31 protein-coding genes are annotated in these 24,446 nt (G+C 73.0%); 13 read left to right on the top strand and 18 right to left on the bottom strand.

Going from position 1 to position 24,446, the window contains the following annotated elements; genetic code table 11:
* Positions 1-15: 15 nt before the first annotated feature.
* The 3 genes from H7344_RS00155 to ctaC are packed head-to-tail and all read right to left on the bottom strand — an operon-like array spanning position 16 to position 3,118.
* A complete protein-coding gene (locus tag H7344_RS00155) occupies positions 16-432 on the bottom strand; it encodes a cytochrome c oxidase subunit 4 (RefSeq protein WP_186344018.1) in 417 nt (138 codons plus the stop codon).
* Positions 429-2,183, bottom strand: a complete 1,755-nt coding sequence (ctaD, locus tag H7344_RS00150) for an aa3-type cytochrome oxidase subunit I (RefSeq protein ID WP_186344017.1) — start codon at positions 2,181-2,183, stop codon at positions 429-431. The genes H7344_RS00155 and ctaD overlap by 4 nt, the downstream gene beginning before the upstream one ends.
* Positions 2,180-3,118, bottom strand: coding sequence for an aa3-type cytochrome oxidase subunit II (ctaC, locus tag H7344_RS00145; RefSeq protein WP_229706843.1), 939 nt, complete (start codon positions 3,116-3,118; stop codon positions 2,180-2,182). Before ctaC ends, ctaD begins: the two co-directional genes overlap by 4 nt.
* A gap of 91 nt (positions 3,119-3,209) precedes the next feature.
* Between ctaC and H7344_RS00140 the strand changes: the two genes are divergently transcribed.
* Together H7344_RS00140 and H7344_RS20985 are read left to right on the top strand one after the other, a co-directional pair.
* Entirely contained in the window at positions 3,210-4,373 is a 1,164-nt protein-coding gene (locus H7344_RS00140) for a cysteine desulfurase family protein (RefSeq protein ID WP_186344016.1), read from the top strand.
* On the top strand, positions 4,370-4,612 hold the full coding sequence (locus tag H7344_RS20985; protein WP_229706844.1) for a sulfurtransferase TusA family protein: 243 nt from the start codon (positions 4,370-4,372) through the stop codon (positions 4,610-4,612). The genes H7344_RS00140 and H7344_RS20985 overlap by 4 nt, the downstream gene beginning before the upstream one ends.
* A gap of 16 nt (positions 4,613-4,628) precedes the next feature.
* Here H7344_RS20985 and H7344_RS00130 read toward each other — a convergent pair whose 3' ends face one another.
* Positions 4,629-5,615, bottom strand: a complete 987-nt coding sequence (locus H7344_RS00130) for a carbohydrate kinase family protein (protein WP_186344015.1) — start codon at positions 5,613-5,615, stop codon at positions 4,629-4,631.
* A gap of 64 nt (positions 5,616-5,679) precedes the next feature.
* On the opposite strand from H7344_RS00130, the gene H7344_RS00125 reads away from it, so the two are divergent.
* A complete protein-coding gene (locus H7344_RS00125) occupies positions 5,680-5,934 on the top strand; it encodes a hypothetical protein (protein WP_186344014.1) in 255 nt (84 codons plus the stop codon).
* Positions 5,935-6,362: 428 nt separating this feature from the next.
* Here the strand turns inward: H7344_RS00125 and erpA are convergent, their stop codons facing one another.
* Together erpA and H7344_RS00115 are read right to left on the bottom strand one after the other, a co-directional pair.
* Positions 6,363-6,725 (bottom strand): iron-sulfur cluster insertion protein ErpA, encoded by a 363-nt coding sequence (gene erpA, locus H7344_RS00120; protein WP_166189873.1) that lies wholly within the window; start codon positions 6,723-6,725, stop codon positions 6,363-6,365.
* A 69-nt stretch (positions 6,726-6,794) separates the two neighbouring features.
* Positions 6,795-7,868: a glycerate kinase family protein gene (locus tag H7344_RS00115; protein WP_186344013.1), complete on the bottom strand. Its 1,074-nt coding sequence runs from the start codon at positions 7,866-7,868 to the stop codon at positions 6,795-6,797.
* Between the two features lie 32 nt (positions 7,869-7,900).
* Between H7344_RS00115 and H7344_RS00110 the strand changes: the two genes are divergently transcribed.
* Together H7344_RS00110 and nadA are read left to right on the top strand one after the other, a co-directional pair.
* On the top strand, positions 7,901-8,782 hold the full coding sequence (locus H7344_RS00110) for a GNAT family N-acetyltransferase (RefSeq protein ID WP_229706845.1): 882 nt from the start codon (positions 7,901-7,903) through the stop codon (positions 8,780-8,782).
* Between the two features lie 34 nt (positions 8,783-8,816).
* Positions 8,817-9,977, top strand: coding sequence for a quinolinate synthase NadA (gene nadA / locus H7344_RS00105; protein WP_186344012.1), 1,161 nt, complete (start codon positions 8,817-8,819; stop codon positions 9,975-9,977).
* A 36-nt stretch (positions 9,978-10,013) separates the two neighbouring features.
* Here nadA and H7344_RS00100 read toward each other — a convergent pair whose 3' ends face one another.
* The 5 genes from H7344_RS00100 to H7344_RS00080 all read right to left on the bottom strand — a co-directional run bounded on the left by H7344_RS00100 (position 10,014) and on the right by H7344_RS00080 (position 13,925).
* Positions 10,014-11,231, bottom strand: coding sequence for a sensor histidine kinase (locus tag H7344_RS00100; RefSeq protein WP_186344011.1), 1,218 nt, complete (start codon positions 11,229-11,231; stop codon positions 10,014-10,016).
* A gap of 126 nt (positions 11,232-11,357) precedes the next feature.
* Positions 11,358-11,936 (bottom strand): PspA-associated protein PspAB, encoded by a 579-nt coding sequence (gene pspAB, locus H7344_RS00095; protein ID WP_186344010.1) that lies wholly within the window; start codon positions 11,934-11,936, stop codon positions 11,358-11,360.
* Positions 11,936-12,862 (bottom strand): zinc metalloprotease HtpX, encoded by a 927-nt coding sequence (gene htpX, locus H7344_RS00090; RefSeq protein ID WP_186344009.1) that lies wholly within the window; start codon positions 12,860-12,862, stop codon positions 11,936-11,938. The genes pspAB and htpX overlap by 1 nt, the downstream gene beginning before the upstream one ends.
* Complete coding sequence (pspAA, locus tag H7344_RS00085) at positions 12,862-13,140, bottom strand: PspA-associated protein PspAA (protein ID WP_186344008.1); 279 nt, start codon at positions 13,138-13,140, stop codon at positions 12,862-12,864. Before pspAA ends, htpX begins: the two co-directional genes overlap by 1 nt.
* Entirely contained in the window at positions 13,137-13,925 is a 789-nt protein-coding gene (locus tag H7344_RS00080; RefSeq protein WP_186344007.1) for a PspA/IM30 family protein, read from the bottom strand. Before H7344_RS00080 ends, pspAA begins: the two co-directional genes overlap by 4 nt.
* A gap of 127 nt (positions 13,926-14,052) precedes the next feature.
* Here H7344_RS00080 and H7344_RS00075 point away from each other — a divergent pair, with 127 nt between their 5' ends.
* On the top strand, positions 14,053-14,649 hold the full coding sequence (locus H7344_RS00075; RefSeq protein WP_229706846.1) for a DUF3043 domain-containing protein: 597 nt from the start codon (positions 14,053-14,055) through the stop codon (positions 14,647-14,649).
* 29 nt (positions 14,650-14,678) lie between these two features.
* Complete coding sequence (locus H7344_RS00070) at positions 14,679-15,590, top strand: hypothetical protein (protein WP_186344006.1); 912 nt, start codon at positions 14,679-14,681, stop codon at positions 15,588-15,590.
* Here H7344_RS00070 and H7344_RS00065 read toward each other — a convergent pair.
* Genes H7344_RS00065 through paaA form a run of 6 tightly spaced genes read right to left on the bottom strand, consistent with a single transcriptional unit; the run spans position 15,508 to position 20,075 of the window.
* Complete coding sequence (locus H7344_RS00065; protein WP_186344005.1) at positions 15,508-16,512, bottom strand: aldo/keto reductase family protein; 1,005 nt, start codon at positions 16,510-16,512, stop codon at positions 15,508-15,510. The genes H7344_RS00070 and H7344_RS00065 overlap by 83 nt on opposite strands.
* A 37-nt stretch (positions 16,513-16,549) precedes the next feature.
* Positions 16,550-17,581, bottom strand: a complete 1,032-nt coding sequence (locus H7344_RS00060) for a 2Fe-2S iron-sulfur cluster-binding protein (RefSeq protein ID WP_186344004.1) — start codon at positions 17,579-17,581, stop codon at positions 16,550-16,552.
* A 7-nt stretch (positions 17,582-17,588) separates the two neighbouring features.
* The gene (paaD, locus tag H7344_RS00055) at positions 17,589-18,149 is read right to left on the bottom strand and encodes a 1,2-phenylacetyl-CoA epoxidase subunit PaaD (protein ID WP_229706847.1); all 561 of its coding nucleotides are present in this window, start codon (positions 18,147-18,149) and stop codon (positions 17,589-17,591) included.
* A complete protein-coding gene (gene paaC / locus H7344_RS00050) occupies positions 18,146-18,865 on the bottom strand; it encodes a 1,2-phenylacetyl-CoA epoxidase subunit PaaC (protein WP_186344003.1) in 720 nt (239 codons plus the stop codon). Before paaC ends, paaD begins: the two co-directional genes overlap by 4 nt.
* Positions 18,862-19,152: a 1,2-phenylacetyl-CoA epoxidase subunit PaaB gene (gene paaB / locus H7344_RS00045; RefSeq protein WP_186344002.1), complete on the bottom strand. Its 291-nt coding sequence runs from the start codon at positions 19,150-19,152 to the stop codon at positions 18,862-18,864. The genes paaC and paaB overlap by 4 nt, the downstream gene beginning before the upstream one ends.
* Positions 19,149-20,075 (bottom strand): 1,2-phenylacetyl-CoA epoxidase subunit PaaA, encoded by a 927-nt coding sequence (paaA, locus tag H7344_RS00040; RefSeq protein ID WP_186344001.1) that lies wholly within the window; start codon positions 20,073-20,075, stop codon positions 19,149-19,151. The genes paaB and paaA overlap by 4 nt, the downstream gene beginning before the upstream one ends.
* Positions 20,076-20,162: 87 nt before the next feature.
* Here paaA and H7344_RS00035 point away from each other — a divergent pair, with 87 nt between their 5' ends.
* From H7344_RS00035 to H7344_RS20975, 3 genes are read left to right on the top strand one after another with little or no spacing between them, the layout of a single operon-like run.
* Positions 20,163-20,711 (top strand): GNAT family N-acetyltransferase, encoded by a 549-nt coding sequence (locus H7344_RS00035; RefSeq protein ID WP_186344000.1) that lies wholly within the window; start codon positions 20,163-20,165, stop codon positions 20,709-20,711.
* 4 nt (positions 20,712-20,715) lie between these two features.
* Positions 20,716-21,417: an AzlC family ABC transporter permease gene (locus H7344_RS20980; protein WP_186343999.1), complete on the top strand. Its 702-nt coding sequence runs from the start codon at positions 20,716-20,718 to the stop codon at positions 21,415-21,417.
* Positions 21,414-21,719, top strand: coding sequence for an AzlD domain-containing protein (locus H7344_RS20975; protein ID WP_186343998.1), 306 nt, complete (start codon positions 21,414-21,416; stop codon positions 21,717-21,719). The genes H7344_RS20980 and H7344_RS20975 overlap by 4 nt, the downstream gene beginning before the upstream one ends.
* A 179-nt stretch (positions 21,720-21,898) precedes the next feature.
* Here H7344_RS20975 and dapB read toward each other — a convergent pair whose 3' ends face one another.
* Positions 21,899-22,642 (bottom strand): 4-hydroxy-tetrahydrodipicolinate reductase, encoded by a 744-nt coding sequence (dapB, locus tag H7344_RS00020; RefSeq protein ID WP_229706956.1) that lies wholly within the window; start codon positions 22,640-22,642, stop codon positions 21,899-21,901.
* An 89-nt stretch (positions 22,643-22,731) separates the two neighbouring features.
* On the opposite strand from dapB, the gene H7344_RS00015 reads away from it, so the two are divergent.
* From H7344_RS00015 to H7344_RS00005, 3 genes are all read left to right on the top strand, one after another.
* The gene (locus H7344_RS00015; RefSeq protein ID WP_186343997.1) at positions 22,732-23,247 is read left to right on the top strand and encodes a class I SAM-dependent methyltransferase; all 516 of its coding nucleotides are present in this window, start codon (positions 22,732-22,734) and stop codon (positions 23,245-23,247) included.
* A 71-nt stretch (positions 23,248-23,318) separates the two neighbouring features.
* Positions 23,319-23,930 carry a sigma factor-like helix-turn-helix DNA-binding protein gene (locus H7344_RS00010; protein ID WP_186343996.1) on the top strand — a complete coding sequence of 204 codons (612 nt, stop codon included), beginning with the start codon at positions 23,319-23,321 and terminating at the stop codon, positions 23,928-23,930.
* On the top strand, positions 23,927-24,446 hold a 520-nt coding region (locus H7344_RS00005; RefSeq protein WP_186343995.1), incomplete at its 3' end, for a hypothetical protein. The genes H7344_RS00010 and H7344_RS00005, both read left to right, overlap by 4 nt.

Below are 24,446 nucleotides of genomic sequence, written 5' to 3'. Positions count from 1 at the left end.
GCTGCGCTGGCGCCCTCAGTGGGCGTGCTCACCCCGGTAGTACTCGAAGACCAGGCCGCACAGCGCGATCGCGCCGAGCGCCATGCCGATGATGAACAGCCACCACGCTCCGGCGGCGATGCCGACCATGCACACGGCGAGGGTCGAGGCGCACCACAGCGGCCACCAGGAGTAGGGCGGGAAGAAACCGAGCTCGCCGGCTCCGTCCGCGATCTCCGCGTCCTTGCGGTCCTCGGGGCGGGCCTCCATCTTCCGGGCGTGGAAGCCCAGGTAGAGGGTAACCATGGCGACCAGCAGCGTGGTCATCACCAGCGCCGAGGTGCCGGTCCAGTCACCGCCCTCGTCACCGGCCGCGGTCACGAACCAGTACGCCGGCGCGACCAGCACCAGGAAGGCGGTGCAGATCGCGAAGATCCAGGCCTCGGACTTCATCGGTCGTTCCCCTCGTCGTTCGGCGTGCGGTCGTCGATCATGCCCGCACGACCCTCCATGTCCGGCGCGTCGGCGAAGCCGCCGTCACGAGCCGACTGGTTCTGCTCCATCTCGATGGCCGCGACCTCCGGGTGGTGCAGGTCGAAGGCCGGCGACTCCGAGCGGATCCGCGGGATCGAGACGAAGTTGTGGCGGGGCGGCGGGCAGCTCGTGGCCCACTCCAGCGACCGTCCCCAGCCCCACGGGTCGTCGACGAGCACCTTGGGACCGCGTGCGGACACGTAGACGTTGTAGAGGAACGGCAGCGTGGAGGCGGCCAGCAGGAACGACCCGATCGTCGAGACCTGGTTGAGCACCGTGAAGCCGTCCTCGGGCAGGTAGTCGGCGTACCGGCGCGGCATGCCCTCGACACCCAGCCAGTGCTGGACGAGGAAGGTCGTGTGGAAGCCGACGAACAGCAGCCAGAAGTGCACCTTGCCGAGGCGCTCGTCGAGCATCCGACCGGTGAACTTCGGCCACCAGAAGTAGAAGCCGGCGAACATCGCGAACACCACGGTGCCGAAGACGACGTAGTGGAAGTGCGCGACCACGAAGTAGGAGTCGGTCACGTGGAAGTCCAGCGGCGGGCTGGCCAGGATGACGCCGGTGAGACCACCGAAGAGGAAGGTGATGAGGAAGCCGAAGCTCCACAGCATCGGGGTGTCCAGGGACACCGACCCGCCCCACATGGTGCCGATCCAGTTGAAGAACTTCACGCCTGTCGGCACCGCGATCAGGAACGTCATGCCGGAGAAGAACGGCAGGTCGACGGCTCCGGTCACGAACATGTGGTGGGCCCACACCGCCACCGAGAGCACCGCGATCGCCAGCGTCGCGCCGACCAGGCCGACGTAGCCGAAGATCGGCTTGCGGCTGAACACCGGCAGGATCTCGGTCACGATGCCGAAGAACGGCAGCGCGATGATGTACACCTCTGGGTGCCCGAAGAACCAGAACAGGTGCTGCCACAGGATCGATCCGCCGTGCGAGGTGTCGAAGACGTGCGCACCGAGCTGTCGATCCGCCTCCAGCATCAGCAGAGCGCCGGCGAGGATCGGGAACGCGATCAGGACCAGCAGGCTGGTGATCAGCGTGTTCCAGGTGAACAGCGGCATCCGGAACATGGTCATGCCCGGCGCGCGCATCGAGATGATCGTGGTGATGAAGTTGACCGCACCGAGGATCGTGCCCAGACCGGCGAGGTAGAGACCCATGATCCACAGGTCGCCACCGACGCTGGGCGAGCGGACCGCGTCGCTGAGCGGGGTGTAGGCGTACCAGCCGAAGTCGGCCGCACCCTGCGGGGTGAGGAAGCCCGAGGCGGCGATGAGGCCGCCGAACAGGAACAGCCAGTAGCTGAACATGTTCATCCGCGGGAACGCCACGTCGGGCGAGCCGATCTGGATCGGCATGATCACGTTGGCGAACCCGAAGAACAGCGGCGTCGCGAACAGCAGCAGCATGATCGTGCCGTGCATCGTGAACAGCTGGTTGTACAGCTCGTCGTTGACGACCTGCTGACCCGGGAAGGCGAGCTCGGAGCGGATCAGCAGCGCCATCAGGCCGCCGAGGATGAACCACATGAAGGACGTGCCGAGGTACAGCTTGCCGATCAGCTTGTGGTCGGTGGTCGTCATGATCCGGACCAGCTGCTGCCCCAGGGGCTTGCGCGCGGCCGTGACGTCGGCCGAGCGTGCTGCTGTTGCGGTCATTCTGCGTCTCCCTCGGCGTACTCGTCCGCCTCGTCGGTGAGGCCGACCTGGGTGTCGGCGTTCTCGCCGCCGATCAGCGGACCGTCACTGGTGTTCTCGGTCTGGGCGAGCTCGTCCACGTAGGCGGCGTACTCCTCCTGGCTCACGACCTCCACGTTGAAGAGCATCCGCGAGTGGTAGACGCCGCAGAGCTCGTAGCACTTGCCCGAGTAGGTGCCGATCTCGGTGGGGGTGACCTGGTAGTGGTTCACCCGGCCCGGGATGACGTCCATCTTGATGAGGAACGCGGGCACGCCGAAGTCGTGGATGACGTCGGGCGAGTAGAGGTTGAAGCGCGTCGTCTGGTCGACGGGGAGCACGAGCGTCGGGATGTCCGAGGCGGTGCCGACGGTGTACGCGTACTGGTCGTAGGCGTACTCGTCGTCGTCCAGGACGTCGTTGGCCGACGGGTCCTGCTCGCCGACGCCGTAGTTGAACGTCCAGGACCACTGCTGGCCCACGACCTCGATCGTGTTGTCCGGGGTCGGGTCGTCGAGCACGATGTTCTGCACCCGCACGGTGTGCGAGAAGAACACGATCACCATGATGATCGGCGCGACCGTGTAGAAGATCTCGAGCGGCAGGTTGTAGCGCGTCTGGATCGGGATCTCGTCGTCGCTGCGACGGCGGTAGCGCCACACGACCCAGAAGATCAGCGCCCAGACCAGGACGCCGGTCAGCAGCGCGGCGAGCCAGGCGCCCTGCCACAGCGCGAGGGTGGACTCACCCTGCTCCGTGGCGGGCGAGGGCATCGCCAGGTTCTTCCAGTCGTCGCGGTTCTCCGAGGAGCACCCGGCGAGCAGCACGACGGCGACGCCGAGAACGGCGGCGAGCAGGGGCGCCCGGCGGCCGCGCCTGGCCTTCCCGACCCCTCGCGGGGGGAGTTGCAGACCCACGAACGAGCCTTCCTCTTGGGTGGTCACGAGTAGGTCGAACACTACTTCAACCAGTGGCGGGACGCGCTCCGGGGTCGTCTATCTTCGGCCTGTGACCTCTGCCTCCGGGACCGCCGCGCCCGGCGGGCGCGCCACGCACGGCTACCTCGACGCCGCCTCGTCCGAGCCCCTGCACCCCGCCGCCCGGCAGACGCTGCTCGCGGCGCTCGACCAGGGGTACGCCGACCCTCGCCGCCGGCACCGCTCGGCGCGGTCGGCGCGGCTCCTGCTGGACAACGCGCGCGAGGTCGTCGCGGACTGCCTGGGCGTGCGTCCCGACGAGGTCACCTTCACCTCGTCCGGCACCGACGCGGTGCACCGCGGGCTGCTCGGCCTGCGTGCCGGACGCGCCCGGCACGGCGACGCGGTGGTGCACTCAGCCGTCGAGCACTCCGCGGTCGTGCACGCCGCCGCGTGGGTGCCCGGGGACCACGTCGCCGTCGAGGTCGACCGGTCCGGACGCGTCCCGCCCGAGGCCGTCGCGCGGGCCGCGACGGTCCCCGGCGTCGCGGTCGCGGCCGTGCAGGCGGCCAACCACGAGGTCGGCACGGTGCAGCCGGTCGGCGAGGTGGCCGCGGCGCTGGCCGGGACCGGCGTACCCCTCTTCGTCGACGCCTGCGCCTCCGCCGGTCGGTTGCCGCTGCCGACCGGCTGGGACGCCGCGGCCGCCTCCGCCCACAAGTGGGGCGGACCCGCCGGCGTCGGGGTGCTGCTGGTGCGCAAGGGCGCGCGGTGGCGCAACCCGTTCCCCGGCGACGACCGCGTGGACGAACGCACGACCGGCTTCGAGAACGTCCCGGCCGCGCTCGCTGCGGCCGCCGCCCTCCAGGCGGTGGTCACCGAGCGCGAGCAGGTCGGGCGGCGCCAGGCCGCGCTGATGGACCGGGTCCGCGCGGCCGCGGCCGCTGTGCCCGACACCGAGGTGGTCGGCGACCCGGTCGACCGGCTCCCCCACCTCGTGACGTTCTCCTGCCTCTACGTCGACGGGGAGGCGCTCGTCGACGGGCTGGACCGCCGCGGCTTCGGCGTCGCCAGCGGGTCCGCCTGCACCGCCTCGACGCTCGAGCCGAGCCACGTGCTCGCCGCGATGGGCGTCCTCACCCATGGCAACGTCCGGGTCTCCCTCACCCGGGACACCACCGAGGCGGAGGTGGAGGGCTTCCTGGCCGCCCTGCCCGAGGTGGTCGCCGGCATCCGCGCCGAGGTGGGCCTGTGAGCGCCGCGGACGTCGCCCTCGAGCTCGACTGCCGCGGCATGCTCTGCCCGCTGCCGGTCATCCATCTCGGCCGGCGGATCGGCGAGGTCGCCGTCGGGGAGGTGCTGGCGGTCGTCGCGACGGACGTCGCGGCGCGCACGGACGTGCCGGCGTGGTGCCGCATGCGCGGCCAGGAGTACGTCGGCGAGGACACCGCCCTCGACGGCTCGCCGCGCTACCTGGTGCGCCGCAGCAGCTGACGTCAGGACGGCTGGCTCAGGACAGGTGTGCCCGCACGTCGGCCGCGGCCTCGGGACCGTAGGAGTGCTCGAGCCGGCCGAGGAACTGCTCGGCGGTGAAGGAGTACTCCTGCGTGCCGACCGTCTCCACGACGTACGCCGCGAGCACGCAGCCGACCTGGGCGGCCCGCTCCAGCCCGACGTCCCAGGCGAGCGCCGCGAGGAAGCCCGCGCGGAACGCGTCGCCGACGCCGGTGGGCTCGACGGCGCGGACGTCCTTGGCCGCGGGCAGCACGATGTCGTCCTTACCCCGGCGGCGCACCCGCACGCCGTCGGCGCCGAGCGTCGTGACCTGGACACCCACGCGCGAGAGCACCTCGTCGGCCGACCAGCCGGTCTTCTGCTCGATCAGGTGCGACTCGTACTCGTTGGAGAACAGCAGCGCGGCACCGTCGACGAGCCGGCGGATCAGGTCGCCCTCGCCGAAGGCGAGCTGCTGGCTCGGGTCGGCGATGAAGGCGTAGCCGCGCTGGCGGCACTCGTCGGTGTGGCGGAGCATGCCGTCGGGGTCGTCGGCGCCGATGAGGACGTACTCCGGCTCGCCCACCGCCTGGACGATCGGCGCCAGCTCGATGTGCCGCGCCTCGGCCATCGCGCCGGGGTAGAACGACGCGAACTGCGCCATCGTGGAGTCGGTGGTGCACACGAAGCGCGCGGTGTGCTTGGTCTCGGAGATCCGCACGTGCGAGCAGTCCACGCCGTGCCGCTCCAGCCAGGAGCGGTAGTCACCGAAGTCCTCGCCGGCCGCCCCCACCAGCACCGGGTGCAGCCCGAGCCGGCCCAGCCCGAAGCACATGTTCGGCGCGACGCCGCCGCGGCGGATCTCGAGGTCGTCGACCAGGAACGAGACCGAGAGCTTGTGCAGCTGCTCGACGACCAGGGAGTCCTCGAACTTGCCCTGGAAGGTCATCAGGTGGTCGGTGGCGATCGAGCCGGCGATGAGCAGCGGCCGCGGTGAAGGCATGACACGGAACACTACCGATCGGTACTCGTGGGACTACCCCGCGGTAGCCCCTAGCGTCGATCGCATGACGACCTCCAGCCCCGCCCCCGGCTCGCCCTCGCGCCGGGCGTACGACGACGCCGCCACGCTCGCGGAGATGCGCGACGACTGCCTCGCCGTGGGCCGCAACCTCCCCCTTGACCGGGTGTGCCGCGCGGCCACCTCGCCCGTCCCCAGCCTGCACTTCGACGAGTTCCCCCGCGAGGTCCCCAAGCGCGACATCCGCATCGACAAGGCCGCCCAGCGGCTCGCCAACGCGCTCCACCTGCACCTGGACTGAGCGGGGCCGGGCCCGGCCGCACCACCGAGTCCCCGGCCGCCGCGTCACCGGAGGCCGAGCCGCAGGACGGGTACGCCGCGCGGGTCGGGGCCGGAGGCGGACGACGGGCGGGCGGGCCCGGTCGTGGTTGGGTCTGGCGGGCCGGAGCGAGGAACGAGCGAAGGCTGGTAGACCGGGCCTGCCCGTCCGGCGGGAGCCGCAGGCTCCGACCCCCCACACCCGGCGTACCCCACCCGCGACCAAGGCCGCGAGGCGCGCGGGAGCCAACACCATGCCCGCCGCACGCTGACACGAGTGGCACAGGCCGCGGTCGGCTCACGGGGCCTCGTCGACGCTCACCAGGGCTCGTTGCTCGACCAGGCGGTTCCCGACACGCAGAACGGCCCCCGAGGACAGTGTCCTTCGGGGGCCGTTCCGTGTCCGGTGCGTCAGTGGAAGGAGTCTCCACACGCGCAGGAGCCGGTGGCGTTCGGGTTGTCGATCGTGAAGCCCTGCTTCTCGATGCTGTCGACGAAGTCGATCATCGCGCCGTTGAGGTAGGGGACGCTCATCCGGTCGACGACGACGGTGACGCCGTCGAAGTCGGTGGTGACGTCGCCGTCGAGGGTGCGCTCGTCGAAGAAGAGCTGGTAGCGCAGGCCCGAGCAGCCACCAGGCTGCACGGAGATGCGCAGCGCGAGGTCGTCGCGGCCCTCCTGCTCGAGGAGGCTCTTCACCTTCGACGCCGCGACCGGGCTCAGGTTGATCTGGTCGGTGCGGCGCTCAGTGGGGGTGTCCACCTGCTCGGTCATGTCAATGCTCCCAGGGATAGCGGGGACGGTGCTGCTCAGTCGAACTCCTCAATCGTCGCACACCGTCGGTTATTCCCGGGACCACGTCCGGGCGACGCGGGCGGCGAGGTCGGCGAGCGACCCGGCGGGGTCGGCGAAGGCCCGTTCCTCCCCCACGAGGTCCACGAGGGAGTACGCCGACTCCACGCCGAGGGCGCGCATCTCACGGGAGCCGACGAGCACCTGGCCGGCCAGCGCCACGCACGGCCGCAGCGCCTCGGCGGCGGTGGCGGCGACGCCGTACGGCACCTTCCCCGAGCGGCTGGAGAAGTCGAAGGCGCCCTCGCCGGTGAGCACCAGGTCGGCGGCGCGGGCTCGACGGGCCAGGCCGACGGCCTCGGCGACCAGCTCGATCCCGGGCTCGCGCCGCGCGCCGAGCGCCAGCAGCGCGAAGCCGAGGCCACCGGCGGCGCCGGCGCCCTTCTCCAGCGACGTGCGTCGGTCGACGGCGGTCGCGAGCTCCTCGAGCAGCCCGTCGAGGCCCGGCAGCCGCTCCTCCGGCACGCCCTTCTGCGGGCCGAACGTCTTGGTCGCGCCGAAGAGCCCGGTCAGCGGGTTGTCGACGTCGCTGGCCGCCACCAGCCGGACCGGCACCGACGGCAGGTCCACCCGGGTGACCCCGGCGAGGCCGGCCGCACCGGCGTCGAGCGGCCGGTCGGCGGTCGCGCCGAGGGCGGCCAGCAGCCCGGCTCCTCCGTCGTTGGTGCCGCTGCCGCCGAGGCCGACCACGACCTCCTCGGCACCGGCCGCGACGGCCGCGGCGACGAGCTCGCCGACGCCGTACGTCGTCGCCTCCTCGGCCCGCTCCCCACCGGTGAGGTGGATGCCGCACGCCTGCGCGCTCTCGACGTACGCCGTCGGGCCCGCCAGGAGCAGCGTCGCCGGCACCGGCTCGCCGAACGGCCCGCGCACCGTGACGGCGAGCAGCTCCCCTCCGAGCGCCGCGTGGAGCACGTCGACGAACCCGGGCCCGCCGTCGGCCATCGGGCACAGGTCGAGCTCGTCGAGCGGCGCCTGCCGCCGCCAGCCGGCCGCGACGGCGTCGGCCGCCTCGACCGCGGTGAGCGTGCCCGCGAACTTGTCCGGGGCCACGAGGATGCGCATGCGCCCATCCTCCCCGACCTAGGGTCGGCAGCGTGGAGGACCTGATCATCCGGCCGATGACCGAGGACGACGCCGAGGCGGCCGAGCGCGTGAGCGACGCGGCGTTCCTCGGGGTGGACCGTCGTTCCCGCAGGGTCGGCGACCCCGAGCCCACCGGCCGCACGCCCGAGCACCGCGCGGGCTGGCTCGAGACCACGCGGCACCTCGTGCGCACCGACCCGGGCGGCTGCTGGGTCGCCGAGGACCACACCGGCGTCGTCGGCGTCGCCACCTCGCTGCGCCGCGAGACGCTGTGGTGCCTGGCGACGTACGCCGTCCTGCCGGACCGCCAGGGGCAGGGCATCGGCAAGCCGCTCCTCGCCGCTGCGCTCGACCACGGTCGCGCGTGCCTGCGCGGCATGCTCTCCGCCTCGACCGACCCACGGGCGGTGCGGACCTACCACCGGGCGGGCTTCGAGCTGCACCCGCAGATGCGGATGACCGGAACCGTCGACCGCAGCGCCATCCCCGTGGTCGAGAAGGTCCGCGACGGCTCCGCCGGCGACGTCGACCTGATGGACAGCCTCGACCGCCTGGCGCGCGGCGCCGGCCACGGACCCGACCACCACCTGTTGCTGCGCACCTCGCAGCTGCTGGTCTCCGACACCTCGACCGGTCGGGGGTACGTCTACGTGGCCGCGGACGGGCGGCCCGTGCTGCTCGCGGCCTCCGACCGGCGCACCGCGACCCGGCTGCTGTGGGCAGCCCTCGCCGACACGACCGACAGCGTCACCGTCGCGCACCTCACCGGCGCCAACCAGTGGGCGATCGACGTCGGGATGGCCGCCGGCCTCGAGCTGCACCAGGAGGACTACCTCGCCCTGCGCGGGATGAAGCCGCCGGCGCCGTACGTCCACTCCGGCACGCTCCTGTGAGCGCAGGTCGGCGGCCGCGAATAGGATCCGAGCCATGACGACCGTCGACCTCCCCCTCCTCCCCCTCGGCCGTGGCGTGGACCGCACCTCCGAGCGGGGCGTCGAGTGCCCGGGCGACCTGCCCGCGCCCTCCGACCCGGACCTGGTGGCGCGCGCCCGCGCCGCGAAGGAGGCGCTCGGCGACCGGGTGTTCGTGCTCGGCCACCACTACCAGCGCGACGAGGTCATCGCCTTCGCCGACGTCACCGGCGACTCCTTCAAGCTCGCGCGCGACGCGGCGGCCCGCCCGGAGGCGGAGTTCATCGTCTTCTGCGGCGTGCACTTCATGGCCGAGTCCGCCGACATCCTCACCGGCGCGGACCAGAAGGTGATCCTGCCCGACCTCGCCGCCGGCTGCTCGATGGCCGACATGGCGCGGCTCGCCCAGGTGGAGGACGCCTGGGACGCGCTGGCCGACGCCGGCGTGGTCGACTCGGTCGTCCCGGTGACGTACATGAACTCCAGCGCCGACATCAAGGCCTTCTGCGGCCGCAACGGCGGCGTGGTGTGCACCTCCAGCAACGCCGAGGTCGCGCTGGGCTGGGCGTTCGACCAGAAGCCGGACGCCAAGATCCTCTTCTTCCCCGACCAGCACCTCGGCCGCAACACCGCCGTGCAGAAGATGGGGCTGACCCTCGACGACTGCGTCGTGTGGAACCCGCTGCGCCCGAACGGCGGCCTCGCCCCCGAGCAGCTGCGCGACGCGAAGATGATCCTGTGGAAGGGTCACTGCTCCGTGCACGGCCGCTTCTCCCCCGCCGTCGTCGACGAGCTGCGCGCGACCATCCCCGGCATCAACATCCTGGTCCACCCCGAGTGCCAGCACGAGGTCGTGCTCAAGGCCGACCTGGTCGGGTCGACCGAGTTCATCATCAAGACCATCCAGGCCGCCCCCGCCGGCTCGAGCTGGGCGATCGGCACCGAGCTCAACCTGGTCAAGCGGCTCGCCAACGCGCACCCGGACAAGAACATCGTCTTCCTCGACAAGACGGTCTGCTACTGCTCGACGATGAACCGGATCGACCTGCCCCACTTCGTCTGGGCGATGGAGTCCCTCGTCGCCGGCACGGTCCCCAACCAGATCACCGTCGACCCCGAGACCGAGAAGTGGGCGCTCGTCGCCCTCGAGCGGATGCTCGCCCTCCCCGCCCGCTGACCGAGCCTGCCGCTGGTCGGGCCGGCGCTCGCCTGCTCAACCAGCGGCCGGGAGCTCGAACCACGCGGTGGTGCCGCCGTACGGCGACTCGTCGAGGCCGATCCGGCCGCCGTGCGCCTCGACGATGCGGCGGCAGGTCGTCAGGCCGATGCCGGAGCCCTCGACCGACTCGTCGACCCGGGCCAGCGGCTGGAAGACCCGGCTGCGCTGCTCGGCCGGGACGCCGATGCCGCGGTCGACGACCTCGATCCGCCACGTGCGGGCGCGCTGGTGCGCGCAGACGGTGATGTGCGCCTTCTCCCCCGGCCGGGCGAACTTCGCGGCGTTGGCGACGAGGTTCTGCAGCACCGCCCGCAGCTGCACGGGGTCGCCGGTGACCACGGGCAGCGGGTCGACGACCAGCGTCGCGCCCGCCAGCGCGGTCATCAGGTCCTCGGCCACGTCGCGCATGGTGGCGCCGAGGTCGACCGGGCGCCGCTGGAGCTCGCCGCCGAGCCGGGCGAAGGCGAGCAGGTCGTCGATGAGCGACTGCATCCGGCCGGCGCCGCTGATGGCGCGGGCGAGGAGGTACTGCAACCCGGGCTCGCGCTCCTCCTCGCCGTCGGCGATCTCGTCGGAGAGCATCCGCAGCGCCATCGTGACCGCAGTGAGCGGGTTGCGCAGGTCGTGGCTGACCTGGCCGGCGAAGGCGCCCAGCTGCTCGTTGGAGCGGCGCAGCTCGGTCTGGACCTCCTCGAGCCGCTGCACCGAGGCGCTGAGCTCACGGGTGCGCAGCTCGAGCTCGAGCAGGTCGACAACGCGCTCGGCGAGCGACTGGAGCGCGTGCTCCTGCTCGTCGGTGATGGTCCGCGGCACGGTGTCGAAGACGCACAGGGTGCCGATGACGACGCCCTGGGGGGTGCGCAGCTGGTGGGTCGCGTAGAACCGCACCTTCCCGATCTCGCCGGTGACGAACGGGTTGTCGGCGAACCGGGGGTCCTTGCTGGCGTCCTCCAGGATCACCGGCGCCGGCTCGTGCAGCACCACGTTGCACATCGAGTCCTCACGGGTGCAGACCGCGGCCTCGAACCCCGCGGCGGCGATCTGGTGCTGGTGGGTGTCGGTGATCAGGTTGATGGTCGCGAGGGGCACCTGCGCGACCTGCGCGGCGATCTCGACGAGCGCCACCAGGTCGCTGCGGGGTGGCCGGGTGATGACCTGGTACTCGCCGATCTGGGCGACGCGGACCTCGTCGGTCTCGTGGGTGACGCTCACCGCGCGGCTCTCCGTTCGTGGGTGTGGGGGGATCGTACGGCGCTGCTCCCGGACCGGCCGTCGCCGGGGCAACGACCGACCACGGGCCGAGGTGACGGCGTACGCCGTGTCTCCCCGGTCAGGGGGTCACAGGCCGGGGGCGCCCCAGATCGCCAGCCAGCGCGACATCTCGCGCTCGACCGGGAGCTCGGCGGCCAGCGCGTCGCGGACCTGGATCTCCAGCAGGTTGTCGCGCTGTTGCGCGCCGCCGGGCTGGGGCGCGAACGGGTAGAACGTGCCCTGCTTGTAGAGGTAGACCAGCCCGACGCGGCGGCCGCTCGGATCGGTGAAGGGCACGAGCGAGCACAGCAGCGCCGGCCCGAACCCCTCGGCCTCGAGGCCGGTGTTGACCGCGTGCAGGTCGGTGCAGAGCCCGCTCGTGTCGGTCGCGTCGCGGTGGACCTGGAGCCAGGTGAAGCCGAAGGAGTCGCTGCTGACCTCGACCTCCGGCGCGTCGGCGGCGTCCCGCAGCAGCTCGAGCACGTCGCCCTGCGTCTGGGAGAACCCGGCTCCGGCGGCGGCGCGGTAGCAGACCGAGCCGTCGCCGGTCGGCGTCAGGCCCATCGTCGTCTGCAGCGTGATCGCGGCGCTCGGCACGAGGAACAGCGCGTCGAGGTTGGCCTGCTTCGGCTTGGAGCGACCGAGGATCGAGTCGAGGAACCCCATCAGGCGCCCGGTCGGCCGAGCTCGGCCTGGATCCGCGCGAGCTGTTCGAGGCGCTGCTCCAGGGACGGGTGGGTCGAGGTCAGCGTGCGCAGCGAGACGCCCTTGATCGCCGGGGCGATGAAGAAGGCGTTCATCGACTTCGAGGCGCGCAGGTCGCGGTCCGGGATCGCGTTCATCTCGCCGGTGATCTTCTGCAGCGCGGAGGCGAGCGCCTGGGGCTGCATGGTCAGGTAGGCACCGGCCCGGTCGGCCGCCAGCTCGCGGTAGCGCGAGAGCACCTTCAGCAGCACGAAGCTGATCGCGTAGGTGACCAGGCTGACCAGCATCACGACCAGCCAGAGCGGCAGCGCGTTGTTGTTGTCGCGCCGGTTGCCGCCGAGGAACGCGCCGTACCGCGAGCCCGAGGCGAGCATGCCCGCCACGATGCCGGCGGAGGAGGCCACTGTCATCACCAGCACGTCGCGGTGCGCGACGTGGGAGAGCTCGTGGGCGAGGACGCCCTCGAGCTCCTCGGCAGTGAGGGTGCCGAGGATGCCGGTGGTCACGCAGACGACCGAGCGGTCCGGCGAGCGGCCGGTGGCGAACGCGTTCGGGATCGCCATGTCGGCGACGCCCACGCGCGGCTTGGGCATGTCGGCGAGGGCGCAGAGCCGGTCGATCATGCCGTGCAGCTCGGGCGCCTCCTCCGGCGTCACCTCGCGGGCTCGCATCGCGCGCATCGCGACCTTGTCGGAGGACCACCACTGGTACCAGACGACGCCGAGGCCGCCGATCCCGATGAGCACCGCGAATCCGGGCCCGCCGTACTGGGCGAAGATGCCCATCAGGGCGCCGATGAGTGCGACGAAGAGCGCCCCCAGCAGGAGCATGACCAGCGTCATCCGCGTGGTCAGCCCGCGGTCCGGGACGAACCGAGTGCGTGCCATCAGCCGGGGATCAGCCCGTCGTCGCCGAGCATGGCCCGCACCTCGTCGATGGTGGCGTCCGCGGGCGGCAGGATCATGTCCGACTCGTCCAGCGCGTCGGCGGGGTGCGCGGCGCCGACCTCACGGACCCCCTCGAGCAGCGCGGTCAGCGCGGTCGCGAAGGCGGCCTCGTCGGAGGACTCGACCGCCGCCTCGACGGCCGCGTCGAGCTCGTTGAGCCGGTCCAGGGCGCTGTCGGGGACGTCGAGCTGGCCCTCGCCGAGGATGCGAACGATCATCGGGTGCCCTCGCTGCCGGGCTCGGCGGTCTTCTCCGGCTCGGCGGCGAGGATGTCGCCGCCCTCGAGCGCCTGCGGCTGCGACGGCGCGGAGAGCCCCTTGAGCTTGGCGAGCTCGGCCTCGACGTCGGACTGCGAGCTCATCGCCTCGAGCTCGCGGCTGATGTCGTCGCCGCGGTTCAGCGAGCTGGCGTCGTCGAGCGCACCCGAGGCGATGAGTTCGTCGATGGCGCCGGCGCGGGCCTGCATGTTCGCGGTCTTGTCCTCGGCGCGCTGGATCGCCAGGCCGACGTCACCCATCTCCTCGCCGATGCCCGACATCGCCTCGCCGATGCGCGTCTGGGCCTCGGCGGCGGTGTACGTCGCCTTGATCGTCTCCTTGCGGGTGCGGAAGGACTCCACCTTCGCCTGGAGCCGCTGCTGGGCGAGGGTCAGCTTCTCCTCCTCGCCCTGGAGCTGGGCGTGCTGCGCCTTGAGGTCGTTGATCTGGCCGGACAGCGCGGACTTGCGGGTCAGCGCCTCGCGGGCGAGGTCCTCGCGGCCCATGTCGAGGGCCTTCTGCGCCTGGCCCTGGAGCTTCGCGGCCTGCTGCTCGAGCTGGTTGACCTGGAGCTCGACCCGCTTGCGGCTCGTGGCGACGTCGGCCACGCCGCGGCGGACCTTGGACAGCAGGTCGAGCTGGCGCTGGTAGCTGTAGTCCAGGGTCTCGCGGGGGTCCTCGGCGCGGTCGAGGGCGGTGTTCGCCTTCGAGCGGAAGATCATGCTCAGGCGCTTCATCAAGCTCATCGGGTTCGGCCTTTCGGGGACGACCTGCAGTGTGTCCCTCACCCTACGGCTCGACGGCAACCGGCCGCGAGGCCAGGCGGGACGCCGGTAGGCTGGGCCTGCCCGTCCGTCGTACGCAAAGGCCCCCGTGTCCACCGTGTTCCGTCGCAGCAAGCCCGAGACCGTCGTCTCCCCCGAGCCCGTGCCGACCAAGGTCGGCGGCAAGGGCCGCCCCACGCCCACCCGCAAGGAGGCGGAGGCTGCCGCGCGTGCCCGGGCGAAGGTCCCACGCACCCGCAAGGAGATGGCCCGCGCCCAGCGCAAGGCGCGGGCGGAGTCCAGCCAGCAGGTCCGCGCGGCGATGAAGGCCGGCGACGAGCGCTACTACCTCCCGCGCGACCGCGGCCCGGTGCGGCGCTTCGTCCGCGACTTCGTCGACACCCGCTTCTCGATCATCGAGCTGATGATCCCGCTGCTGATCGTGACGATGGTGCTCGGCTACTCCGGCAACCAGCGCCTCGCCGGCATCGGCAACTCGATCCTCTTCGGCACGGTGCTGCTGGTCGTGCTCGACATGGTGTTCCTGCGGTTCCGGCTGCGCCGCGAGCTCGCGCGCCGCTTCCCCGAGGAGAGCACCAAGGGCACGACGTACTACGCCGTGACCCGCGCGATGCAGATGAAGTTCATGCGGCTGCCCAAGGCCCAGGTGAAGATCGGCCAGGAGCTCCCCGAGCAGTACCGATGAGTCCCCGGTGACCCACCGGTGACCCCCGGATGAGCTGGCTCGGGCTGGTCGCCGGCCTGGCCGGGGCGCTGCTGTTCGGCCTCGGCGCGGTCGCCCAGGCCTCCGGCGTACGTCGCCGGGCGGAGCGCCCCGACGACCTGCTCGACTTCGTCCGGTTCGCCGTGCGCGACCCGTGGACGATGGGGGTCGTGGCGGCGTACCTCGTCGGCTTTGTGCTGCACGCGGTGGCGATCTGGCTGCTGCCGCTCTACCTCGCGCAGGCCGTCACCGCGATGTCGTTCCCGGTGACCGCGGTGGCGTCGACGCTGGTCGGCGAGCGGCTGGGCCCCGCCGGCTGGGGCGCGGTGACCGTGGTGACCGCCGGCCTGGTGCTGCTCGGCGTCGGCTCGGGCGAGCCCGGCGGCCTGGTCACCTCCGGGGCCTTCGTCGCCCTGGTCTGGTCCGGCGTCGTCGCGCTGGCCCTGCTGGCGCTGGTCGGCCGCCGGCTCGGTCGTGGCGCGCTGGCCGGCGGCGTCCTGGGCACCCTGGCCGGGCTGGGGTACGCCGGGTCCGCGGTCACGGTGCGCGGGATCGGCACCCCGCTCGACCTCGCGGTGCTGGCGGCGGCGCTGGCCGTGCCGGCGTACAGCCTGGTCGCGTTCTGGCTCTACAGCCTCGGCCTGCACTCCGACCAGGTGGCGGCCACGACCGCGCCGATGATCGTGGGCCAGACGTTCGTGCCGGCGCTCGTCGGCGTGCTCCTGCTCGGCGACGGGGTCCGCGACGGCTGGGGCGCTGCGGTCGTCGCCGGGCTGGTGCTCGCGACGGCGGGGGCCGCGTGGCTCGCGGCGCCCCGCCGTGCGGAGCGTGGTGCGGTGGTCAGGACGGGCGGCGCGGAGGCGACTGGGTCTTCGCCGGGTCCCGCTCCACGACCGGGTCCAGCACCTCGTCGATCGCCTTGAGGACGGCGTCGTCGAGGGACACCCCGGCGGCCTTGACGTTCTCGGTGACCTGCTCGGGCCGGCTGGCGCCGATGATCGCGGAGGAGACGTTGTCGTTCTGGAGCACCCAGGCGATCGCGAGCTGCGACATCGACAGCCCGGCGTCCTCGGCGATCGGGCGCAGCTGCTGGACGCGGGTGAGCACGTCGTCCTGCATCCAGCGGCCGATCATGTCGGCCCCGCCCTTGGTGTCGGTCGCGCGGGAGCCCTCCGGCGGGGCCTGGCCGGGCTGGTACTTCCCGGTGAGCACGCCCTGCGCGATCGGCGACCAGACGATCTGCCCGATGCCGAGCTCCTCGCAGGTCGGGACGACCTCGGCCTCGATGACGCGCCAGAGCATGGAGTACTGCGGCTGGCTGGAGACCAGCGGGATCCGCAGCTCGCGGGCCAGCGCGTGGGCAGCGCGGATCTCCTCGGCGCGCCACTCCGAGACGCCGATGTAGAGCGCCTTGCCCGAGCGGACGACGTCGGCGAAGGCCTCCATCGTCTCCTCGAGCGGGGTCTCGTAGTCGTAGCGGTGGGCCTGGTAGAGGTCGACGTAGTCGGTGCCTAGCCGCTTCAGCGACCCGTCGATCGACTCCATGATGTGCTTGCGGGACAGGCCGTGGTCGTTGTGCTTGCCGGGGCCGGTGGGCCAGTAGACCTTGGTGAAGATCTCCAGGCCCTCGCGCCGCTCGCCGGCCAGCGCCTTGCCGAGGACCGTCTCGGCCGCGGTGTTGGCGTAGACGTCGGCGGTGTCGAAGGTGGTGATGCCCTCGTCGAGGGCCTGCCGCACGCAGGCGAGCGCGGCGTCCTCCTCGACCTGGGAGCCGTGGGTGAGCCAGTTGCCGTACGAGATGGCCGAGATCTTCAGGCCGCTCGCTCCGAGGTTGCGAATCTCCATGGCGCGAAGGTACCCATCGCTCCGCCGGACGACCGGGTCACCCGTCGAAGTCGAGCACCACCCGGTCCGAGGTCGGGTGCGCCTGGCAGGTGAGCACGTGCCCGGCGGCGACCTCGTCGGGCTCGAGCGCCCAGGCGGCGTCCATCGCGACCGTGCCCTCGACCAGCCGGGCGCGGCAGGTCCCGCACACTCCCCCGCGGCACGCCCAGGGCAGGTCGCCGCGGACCGCCAGCGCCGCCTCGAGCACCGGTGGTCCGTCGGGCCGCAGGTCGAGCGGGGTGCTGCGCCCGTCCCGTCGTACGACGACGCGTGCCGCACCCGCGACGGTCGGTGCGGCGACGGGCGCCCGCGGTGGCGCGTCGGCGTGGAACAGCTCGGCGTGCACCCGCCCCGGCAGCACCGCCCGCAGGTCGGCGACCAGCGGCTGCGGCCCGCACACGAACCACTCCTCGACCTCGTGCAGCCCGAACGCGTCGACCAGCCGCCTCGTCCGGCCTGCGTCGAGGCGGCCGCTGAGCAGCTCGACGTCCTGCTCCTCCCGGGTCAGCACGTGCAGCAGCTGGAGCCGGTCGGGGAAGCGGTCCTTGAGGTCGTGCACCTCGTCGAGGAACATCACCGACCGCTGCGTGCGGTCGACGCGCACCAGCGTCACCCGGGACCGCGGCTCCCCCTGGAGCAGCGCGGCGACGATCGGGAGCACCGGCGTGATGCCGGAGCCGGCCGCGACAGCGCCGTACCACCGCTGCGCGGTCGGGTCCGGCGTGACCGTGAAGCGCCCGGTCGGCGTCATCACCTCCAGCCGGTCGCCCGGCCGCAGGCTCCGGACGACGCCGTCGCTGAACACCCCGCCGGGCAGCCGCTTGACCCCGATCCGCAGCAGGTCGGGCGCCGGGGCCGTGCAGAGCGAGTAGGACCGGCGGTCGGCGTCGCCGGGCGTGCGGACCGAGACGTGCTGGCCGGGGGTGGCGGCGTAGGCACCGGCCAGGTCGGGCGGCACCCGGAGGCTGATCGCGACGGCCTCGTCGGTCAGCTCCTCGACCTCGGCGACCTCCAGCGCATGGAACGGCACTGGCGCCTCAGATCGGCTTGACGTGGTCGAACGGCTCGCGGCAGGACCGGCACACCCGCAGCGCCTTGCAGGCGGTCGAGCCGAACCGGTTCGCCTCGTGGGTGTCCGGGCTGCCGCACCGGGGGCAGCGCACGGCGATCTCGACGTCGACGGGACCGCCCGACGCCCCCGCGGCGGCGCGCACGGGTGCCGGCGGCGCGATGCCGTGCGCCTCCAGGCGGGACCGGCCCTGCTCGGTGATCCAGTCGGTCGTCCATGCCGGCCACAGCACCTGCTCGACGTCGACCCGGCGGAAGCCGGCACAGGTCAGCTGCTCGACCAGGTCCGCGCGGATCGTCTCCACCGCCGGGCAGCCGGAGTAGGTCGGGGTGATCTGCACGTGCACGCAGCCGGTGTCGTTCTCGGTGACGTCGCGGAGGATGCCGAGGTCGCCGATGGTGACCACCGGCAGCTCGGGGTCGGGCACGGCTGCGGCGATGTCCCACGCGCTGCGCGCGCGGCCCGTGCCCGTGCCCGTGCTGCGGCTCGGGCTCGGGCTCGGGCTCGGGTGGAGGGTCAGGTCGTTCACCAGGTCGCTCCCGGGTGGGCTCGGGCCACCTGCTGCATCTCGGCGAGCAGGGCGGCCAGGTGCTCGGTGTGGCGGCCCGCGCGGCCGCCGGTGGGCGGGTCGGCGGGCAGCTCGGGGACGACGAGGGTCGCCTCGTGGAGGACCGGCCGGACGCGCCCGAGGACGGCGTCGCGGAGCGAGGCCGGGTCGACCGGTGCGGCCGGGGCGGGCTCGAGCAGCTCGGGCAGGTACGGCCACTCCGCGTCGAGCGCGGCCTGGGTCCGCTCGTGGGAGAGCTCGGTGCCGTCGCCGAGCCGCAGCACCCACTGCGCGGCGTGGTCGAGGTGGTAGGCCACCTCCTTGACCGCCTTCGCCGCGACGCCCCGTGCCGGGCCCTCGCGCGCCGCCAGCACGGCGTACACCTCGGACTGCCAGGCGGCCAGGAGCAGCATCCGCACGACGCACACCGCGAAGTCGGTCTGCGGCCGCTCGACGAGGAGGACATTGCGGAAGTCGGGGGCGTCGCGGAGGTACGCCAGGTCGTCCTCGGTGCGGCCGAGCCCCTCGAGGTCGGTGACGACCGCGTAGAGCCCGCGAGCCTGGCCGAGCTGGTCGAGGCCGATGTTGGCGAGCGCGACGTCCTCCTCGAGCTCCGGCGCGCGGCTGACCCACCACCCGAGCCGCTGGGCGGTCACGAGGGCGTCGTCGGCAAGGCCGAGCAGGAAGTCGGCGGTCACAGGTGGTCGACTCCTTCAGGCACGGAGTAGTGCGTGGGGTGGCGGTAGTCCTTGTCGCCGGCCGGCTCGAAGAACGCGCCCTGCAGGTCCGGGGTCGAGGCGACCACGGCAGCCGCGGGGACGACCCAGAGCGAGACGCCTTCCTGACGGCGGGTGTAGACGTCGCGGGCGTTGCGCAGCGCCATCTCGGCGTCGGGCGCGTGCAGCGACCCGACGTGCACGTGCGCCATCCCGCGCCGGGCGCGCACGAAGACCTCCCACAGCGGCCACTCCGCGCGCGTGGTCATGCCGCCGGCTCCTGGGTCGAGGTGCGGGCGGCCCGCTTGGCTGCGTACGCCGCGGCGGCCTCGCGCACCCACGCGCCGTCCTCGTGGGCCCGGACGCGGTGCGCCAGCCGCTCGGCGTTGCACGGGCCCCGGCCGGCGACGACCTCGGCCAGCTCGGCGAAGTCCGGCGTCCCGAAGTCCCAGTGGCCGCGCTCCTCGTTCCACCGCAGCTCGGGGTCCGGCAGCGTCAGGCCGAGCGCCGCGGCCTGCGGCACGGCGATGTCGACGAACCGCTGGCGCAGCTCGTCGTTGGTGAACCGCTTGATCCCCCACGCCATCGACTGCGCGGTGTTGGGCGAGTCGGCGTCCGGCGGGCCGAACATCATCAGCGAGGGCCACCAGAACCGGTCGACGGCGTCCTGCGCCATCGCCCGCTGCGCGGGCGTGCCGTGGCTGAGCGTGTGCAGGATCTCGAAGCCCTGCCGCTGGTGGAACGACTCCTCCTTGCAGATCCGCACCATGGCGCGGGCGTACGGCCCGTAGGAGCAGCGGCACAGCGGCACCTGGTTGACGATCGCGGCGCCGTCGACGAGCCAGCCGATCGCGCCGACGTCGGCCCAGGTGAGCGTCGGGTAGTTGAAGATGGAGGAGTACTTCTGCCGGCCGGTGTGCAGCGCGTCGAGGAGCTCCTCGCGCGGCGTCCCGAGCGTCTCGGCGGCGGCGTACAGGTAGAGGCCGTGGCCCGCCTCGTCCTGCACCTTCGCCATGAGGATCGCCTTGCGCCGCAGGCTCGGCGCGCGAGCGATCCACTCCCCCTCCGGCTGCATGCCGATGATCTCGGAGTGCGCGTGCTGCGCGATCTGGCGCACCAGCGTGCGGCGGTAGCCGTCCGGCATCGGGTCGCGCGGCTCCACGGTCGCGCTGCGCTCGGTGGCCGGCTCCATGCCAGCACGCTAGCACCGATGTGTGACAGGTCACAGCACCACGACGTCCGCGGTGTCACACGACAGGCGGGCTGCGAGGATGCGCCCATGAGCACGGCCGACGTCAGCGTCCGGGTCGCCTGGGCGGACGACGCCGCGGCGATCGCGGCGCTGCAGCTGCGCACCTGGCCCGAGATGTACACCGCCGTTCTGCCGCCCGACGCGTTCCCGTCCGGTCCGGAGGCGGTCGAGCAGGCGGCCGCGGCCTGGCACGCCTCGCTCACCCGCCCGGCCGACGCCCGCCACCGGGCGCTCGTCGCGCTCGAGCACAACCGGGTGGTCGGCTTCGCGGTGACCGGCCCCGCGAGCGACCCGGACTGCGATCCCGTCGCCGACGCCGAGCTGGCCGAGCTGACCGTCGACCCGGCCGAGCGCGGCCGCGGCCACGGGTCCCGGCTGCTGCAGGCGGCGGCCGACACGATGCGCGCGGACCGGTTCGGCCGCGCCGTGCTGTGGGCGGTCGCCTCCGACGACCGGCTGCGCGCGTTCCTGACCTCGGCCGGGTGGGCGGCCGACGGCGCGCACCGCGAGCTGGACCTCGACGGCGACGGCACGACCACGGTCAAGCAGGTCCGCCTGCACACCCGGCTCGGCTGAGACCGTGACCGAGCAGCTCGACCCGGCCGCACGGACCGGGATCGTCCGCGACGGCCTCGGGGTGGGGATCGCGACCGGGGCGTACGGCACGTCCTTCGGCGCCGTGTCCGTCGCGGCCGGTCTGGATGTGTGGCAGACCTGCGTGCTGTCGCTGCTGATGTTCACCGGCGCCTCGCAGTTCGCGCTCGTCGGCGTGGTCGCCTCCGGCGGCGCCCCGATGTCCGGCGCCCTGACCGCCCTGCTGCTCGGCACCCGCAACACGCTGTACGGGTTGCGGCTCGCGCCGCTGCTGGGGTACGTCGGGTGGCGCCGCGCGGCCGCGGCGCACCTGGTCATCGACGAGTCGACGGCGATGTCGGTGACCCGCGAGAGCCGGCCGGCCGCGCGGCTGGGGTTCCTCGTGACCGGCGGCGCGGTGTTCCTGCTGTGGAACCTCGCCACCCTCGTCGGCGCGCTCGCCGGCACCGTGATCGGCGACCCGCGCGACTACGGGCTGGACGCGGCCGTCGGCGCGGCGTTCCTCGCGCTGCTCTGGCCCCGGCTCGACACGACGCGCAACCGCGTCGTCGCCGTCGCGGCGGCCGCGGTCGCCATCGGCGCCGTCCCGCTCACCGCCGCCGGCGTGCCGGTGCTCGTCGCGGCCGGTGTCGCCCTGCTGGCCGGCGTGCTCCGCCCTCGCGTCCAGCGTCCGGAGGTCGGCCCGTGACCGTCTGGACCGCCGTCCTCGTGGCGGGCGTCGGCTGCTACCTGCTCAAGCTCGCCGGCCTGTCCGTGCCGGCGAGCGTCCTCGACCGGCCCGTCGTCGCCCGGGTCGCCGACCTCATCCCGGTCGCCCTGCTCGCCGCCCTCGTCGCCGTCCAGGTCGTCGGCGACGGCCGGTCGCTGGTCGCCGACGCCCGGCTCGTCGGCCTCGGCGCGGCCGTGGTCCTGCTGGTCCTCCGCGCGCCGTTCCTGCTCGTCGTCTTCGGCTCGGCACTCGTCGCCGCCCTCGCCCGCCTGCTCACCTGACCGCGCGCCGCCAGGTCACCCGCCGGCCCTACCCATCCACAGCCGGCGGGACGGTCACGGGACGGTCCGTGACGTTCCGCGTGAACCCAGGCCGCATGCACCCGAACGTCACGGACTACAGCGCCACCGGCACCCGAGCCGAGACCCGAGCCCCAGGACCCAGGGAACCAGCCGCGCGGTCAGTCCAGGTCGAGGACGTGCTCGAGGCCGACGGTGAGGCCGGGGTGGTCGGCGACGGCGCGGACGCCGGCAAGGACGCCGGGGGTGAAGGACGAGCGGTCGAGCGAGTCGTGGCGGATGGTGAGGGTCTCCCCCACCCCGCCGAGCACGACCTCCTGGTGGGCGACGAGCCCGCGGATCCGCAGCCCGTGCACCCGGATGCCGTCGACGTCGGCCCCACGGGCGCCGTCGAGGGAGGTGCTGGTGGCGTCCGGGACCGGTCCGAGGCCGGCCTCGCGGCGGGCGGCCGCGACGAGCTGCGCCGTGCGCCGCGCGGTGCCGGACGGCGCGTCGGCCTTGTCCGGGTGGTGGAGCTCGACGATCTCGACCGACTCGTAGAACGGGGCGGCGGCCGCGGCGAACCGCATCATCAGGATCGCGCCGATCGAGAAGTTCGGCGCGATGAGCACGCCCACGCCGGGCGCGTCGGCGAGCCAGCCGCGCAGCGTCTCGAGGCGCTCCTCGTCGAAGCCGGTCGTGCCGACCACGGCGTGGATCCCGTGCTCGACGCAGAACCGGAGGTTGTCCATGACCACGTCGGGGTGGGTGAAGTCGACGACCACCTCGGCGCCGGCGTCGACCAGTGCGCGGATGTCGTCACCCGCGTCGACCTGCGCGACGAGGTCGGTCCCGGGCGCCTCCTCGACGGCCCGGCAGACCTCCGCGCCGACCTTGCCGCGTGCCCCGAGCACACCTACCTGCACGCCCACCTGGATGTCCTTGCTCACGCGTCCACGCTAGTGGGGCCGACCGGCGCACCCACGGGTCGGTCCGTTCTGGCAAGGTTGGGCCCATGGCTGTGCAGGCGATCCCGGCGCGTATCCGCTGGGCTGTGGACTTCATGGACGTCCAGCCCTCCGACCACGTGCTGGAGATCGGGTGCGGACCCGGCGCCGGCGTCGAGGCGATCTGCGGCAAGCTCGAGTCCGGCAAGATGTTCGCGATCGACCGCTCGGAGTCTGGCGTCGACCGCACCAAGCGGCGCAACCAGAAGCACGTCGACGCCGGCCGGCTCACGGTGCGGCAGATCGACCTCGCCACGCTCCGCGTGCCGGTCAAGCGGCTGAACAAGGTCTTCGCGTTCAACGTGAACCTCTTCTGGGTCCGCGCCTGCCACGACGAGGTCGCGCTGCTGCACGAGCGGCTGCTGCCCGGTGGCGCGGTCTTCCTCTTCTACGAGGTCCGTTTCCCCGAGCAGGTCCCGGAGATGATCGAGAAGGCGTCCGCGTCGCTGGCCGAGGTCGGCTTCCGCGTCTCGGTCGTCGAGCAGAAGCAGCCGGCCGTCGTGGGGATCATCGGCCGCCGCTGAACGACCACAACTGAAGGCTGTGGCCTGATGACCGGTCGACATTAGGCAATTCCCTAATGTAATCTCGGACCATGGCGCAGACGGTCGCGGTCCTCACGATCGACCAGCAGCGCAGCCGCGCCGGCGTCGACCGGGTCCCCGAGCTGCTCGCCGCGGTCGAGGCGCTCGACGACGCGCCGCTGCTGCGACCGTTCGAGCGCACGGCCGGCGACGAGCTCCAGGGCGTCGTCGACCGCCCCGCCACCCTCGCCGCGCTCGCCGGCGCGCTCCTCCGCCAGGACGGCTGGTACGTCGGCATCGGGCTCGGCTCCGTGGAGGAACCCCTGCCCGCGAGCGCCCGGGCCGGTCGCGGGCCGGCGTACCTCTGCGCCCGGGAGGCCGTCACAGCGGCGAAGAGCAGTCCCTGGGGGCTCCGCGTCGTGGGCGACCACGCCGACGCCCGGTCGCTCGAGACCACGCTGTGGCTGTGGGCGGCGGTCCTCGCCCGGCGTACCCAGCGGGGCTGGGAGGTGGCCGACCTCGTGGCGGAGGGGCTGACCTACGAGCAGGTCGGCCGCCGCCTCGGCATCAGCCAGTCCGCGGTGAGCCAGCGCGCCCAGGCCGCCGGCATCGTCGAGTCGCGGCGCGCCCAGGAGCTGGTCGCGACCCTCGCCGACCGCGTCCTCGGGACGGAGGGCCCATGAGCGCCGAGAACATCGGGCAGCTCGTCGTCGTGCTGGTCGCCTTCGGCGCCGCGACGGCGCTGCCGGCCTGGACCCGGGCCGGCGAGCGGGTCTTCGTGCCCGTCACGACCGGGCTGCTCGTGCTGGCCGGCCTGCTGGCCGCTGTGCCGACCTCGGTCGTGGTCGACGGCCGGCCGCTGACCGCGGTGCTGGTCGTGCTGGGCGGGCTGCTGGCGGTCGCCGGCGGCGGCCCGGTCACCGCGCGCGTCTTCGCGCTGGTGGACCGGGAGGACACCGGGTCCTCGCTCGACCGCGCCGGTCGGGTGCTGCGGGGCGGCGCCTGGATCGGTGCCCTGGAGCGCGCCGCCATCTACGCCACCCTGGTCGCGTCCTGGCCCGAGGGGCTGGCGGTCGTGCTGGCCCTCAAGGGGCTGGGCCGCTACCCCGAGTTGCGGGCCGAGGGCGAGGGCACCGCGGAGCGCTTCATCATCGGCACCTTCACCTCGGTGCTGTGGGCGGCCGCCTGTGCTGCCGTCG

It is taken from the genome of Nocardioides deserti (genome assembly GCF_014266025.1).
GTDB classification, from domain to species: domain Bacteria; phylum Actinomycetota; class Actinomycetes; order Propionibacteriales; family Nocardioidaceae; genus Nocardioides; species Nocardioides deserti.
The sequence above is the reverse complement of the archived record's forward strand: the minus strand, read 5'-3'. Positions and strand labels throughout refer to the sequence as shown.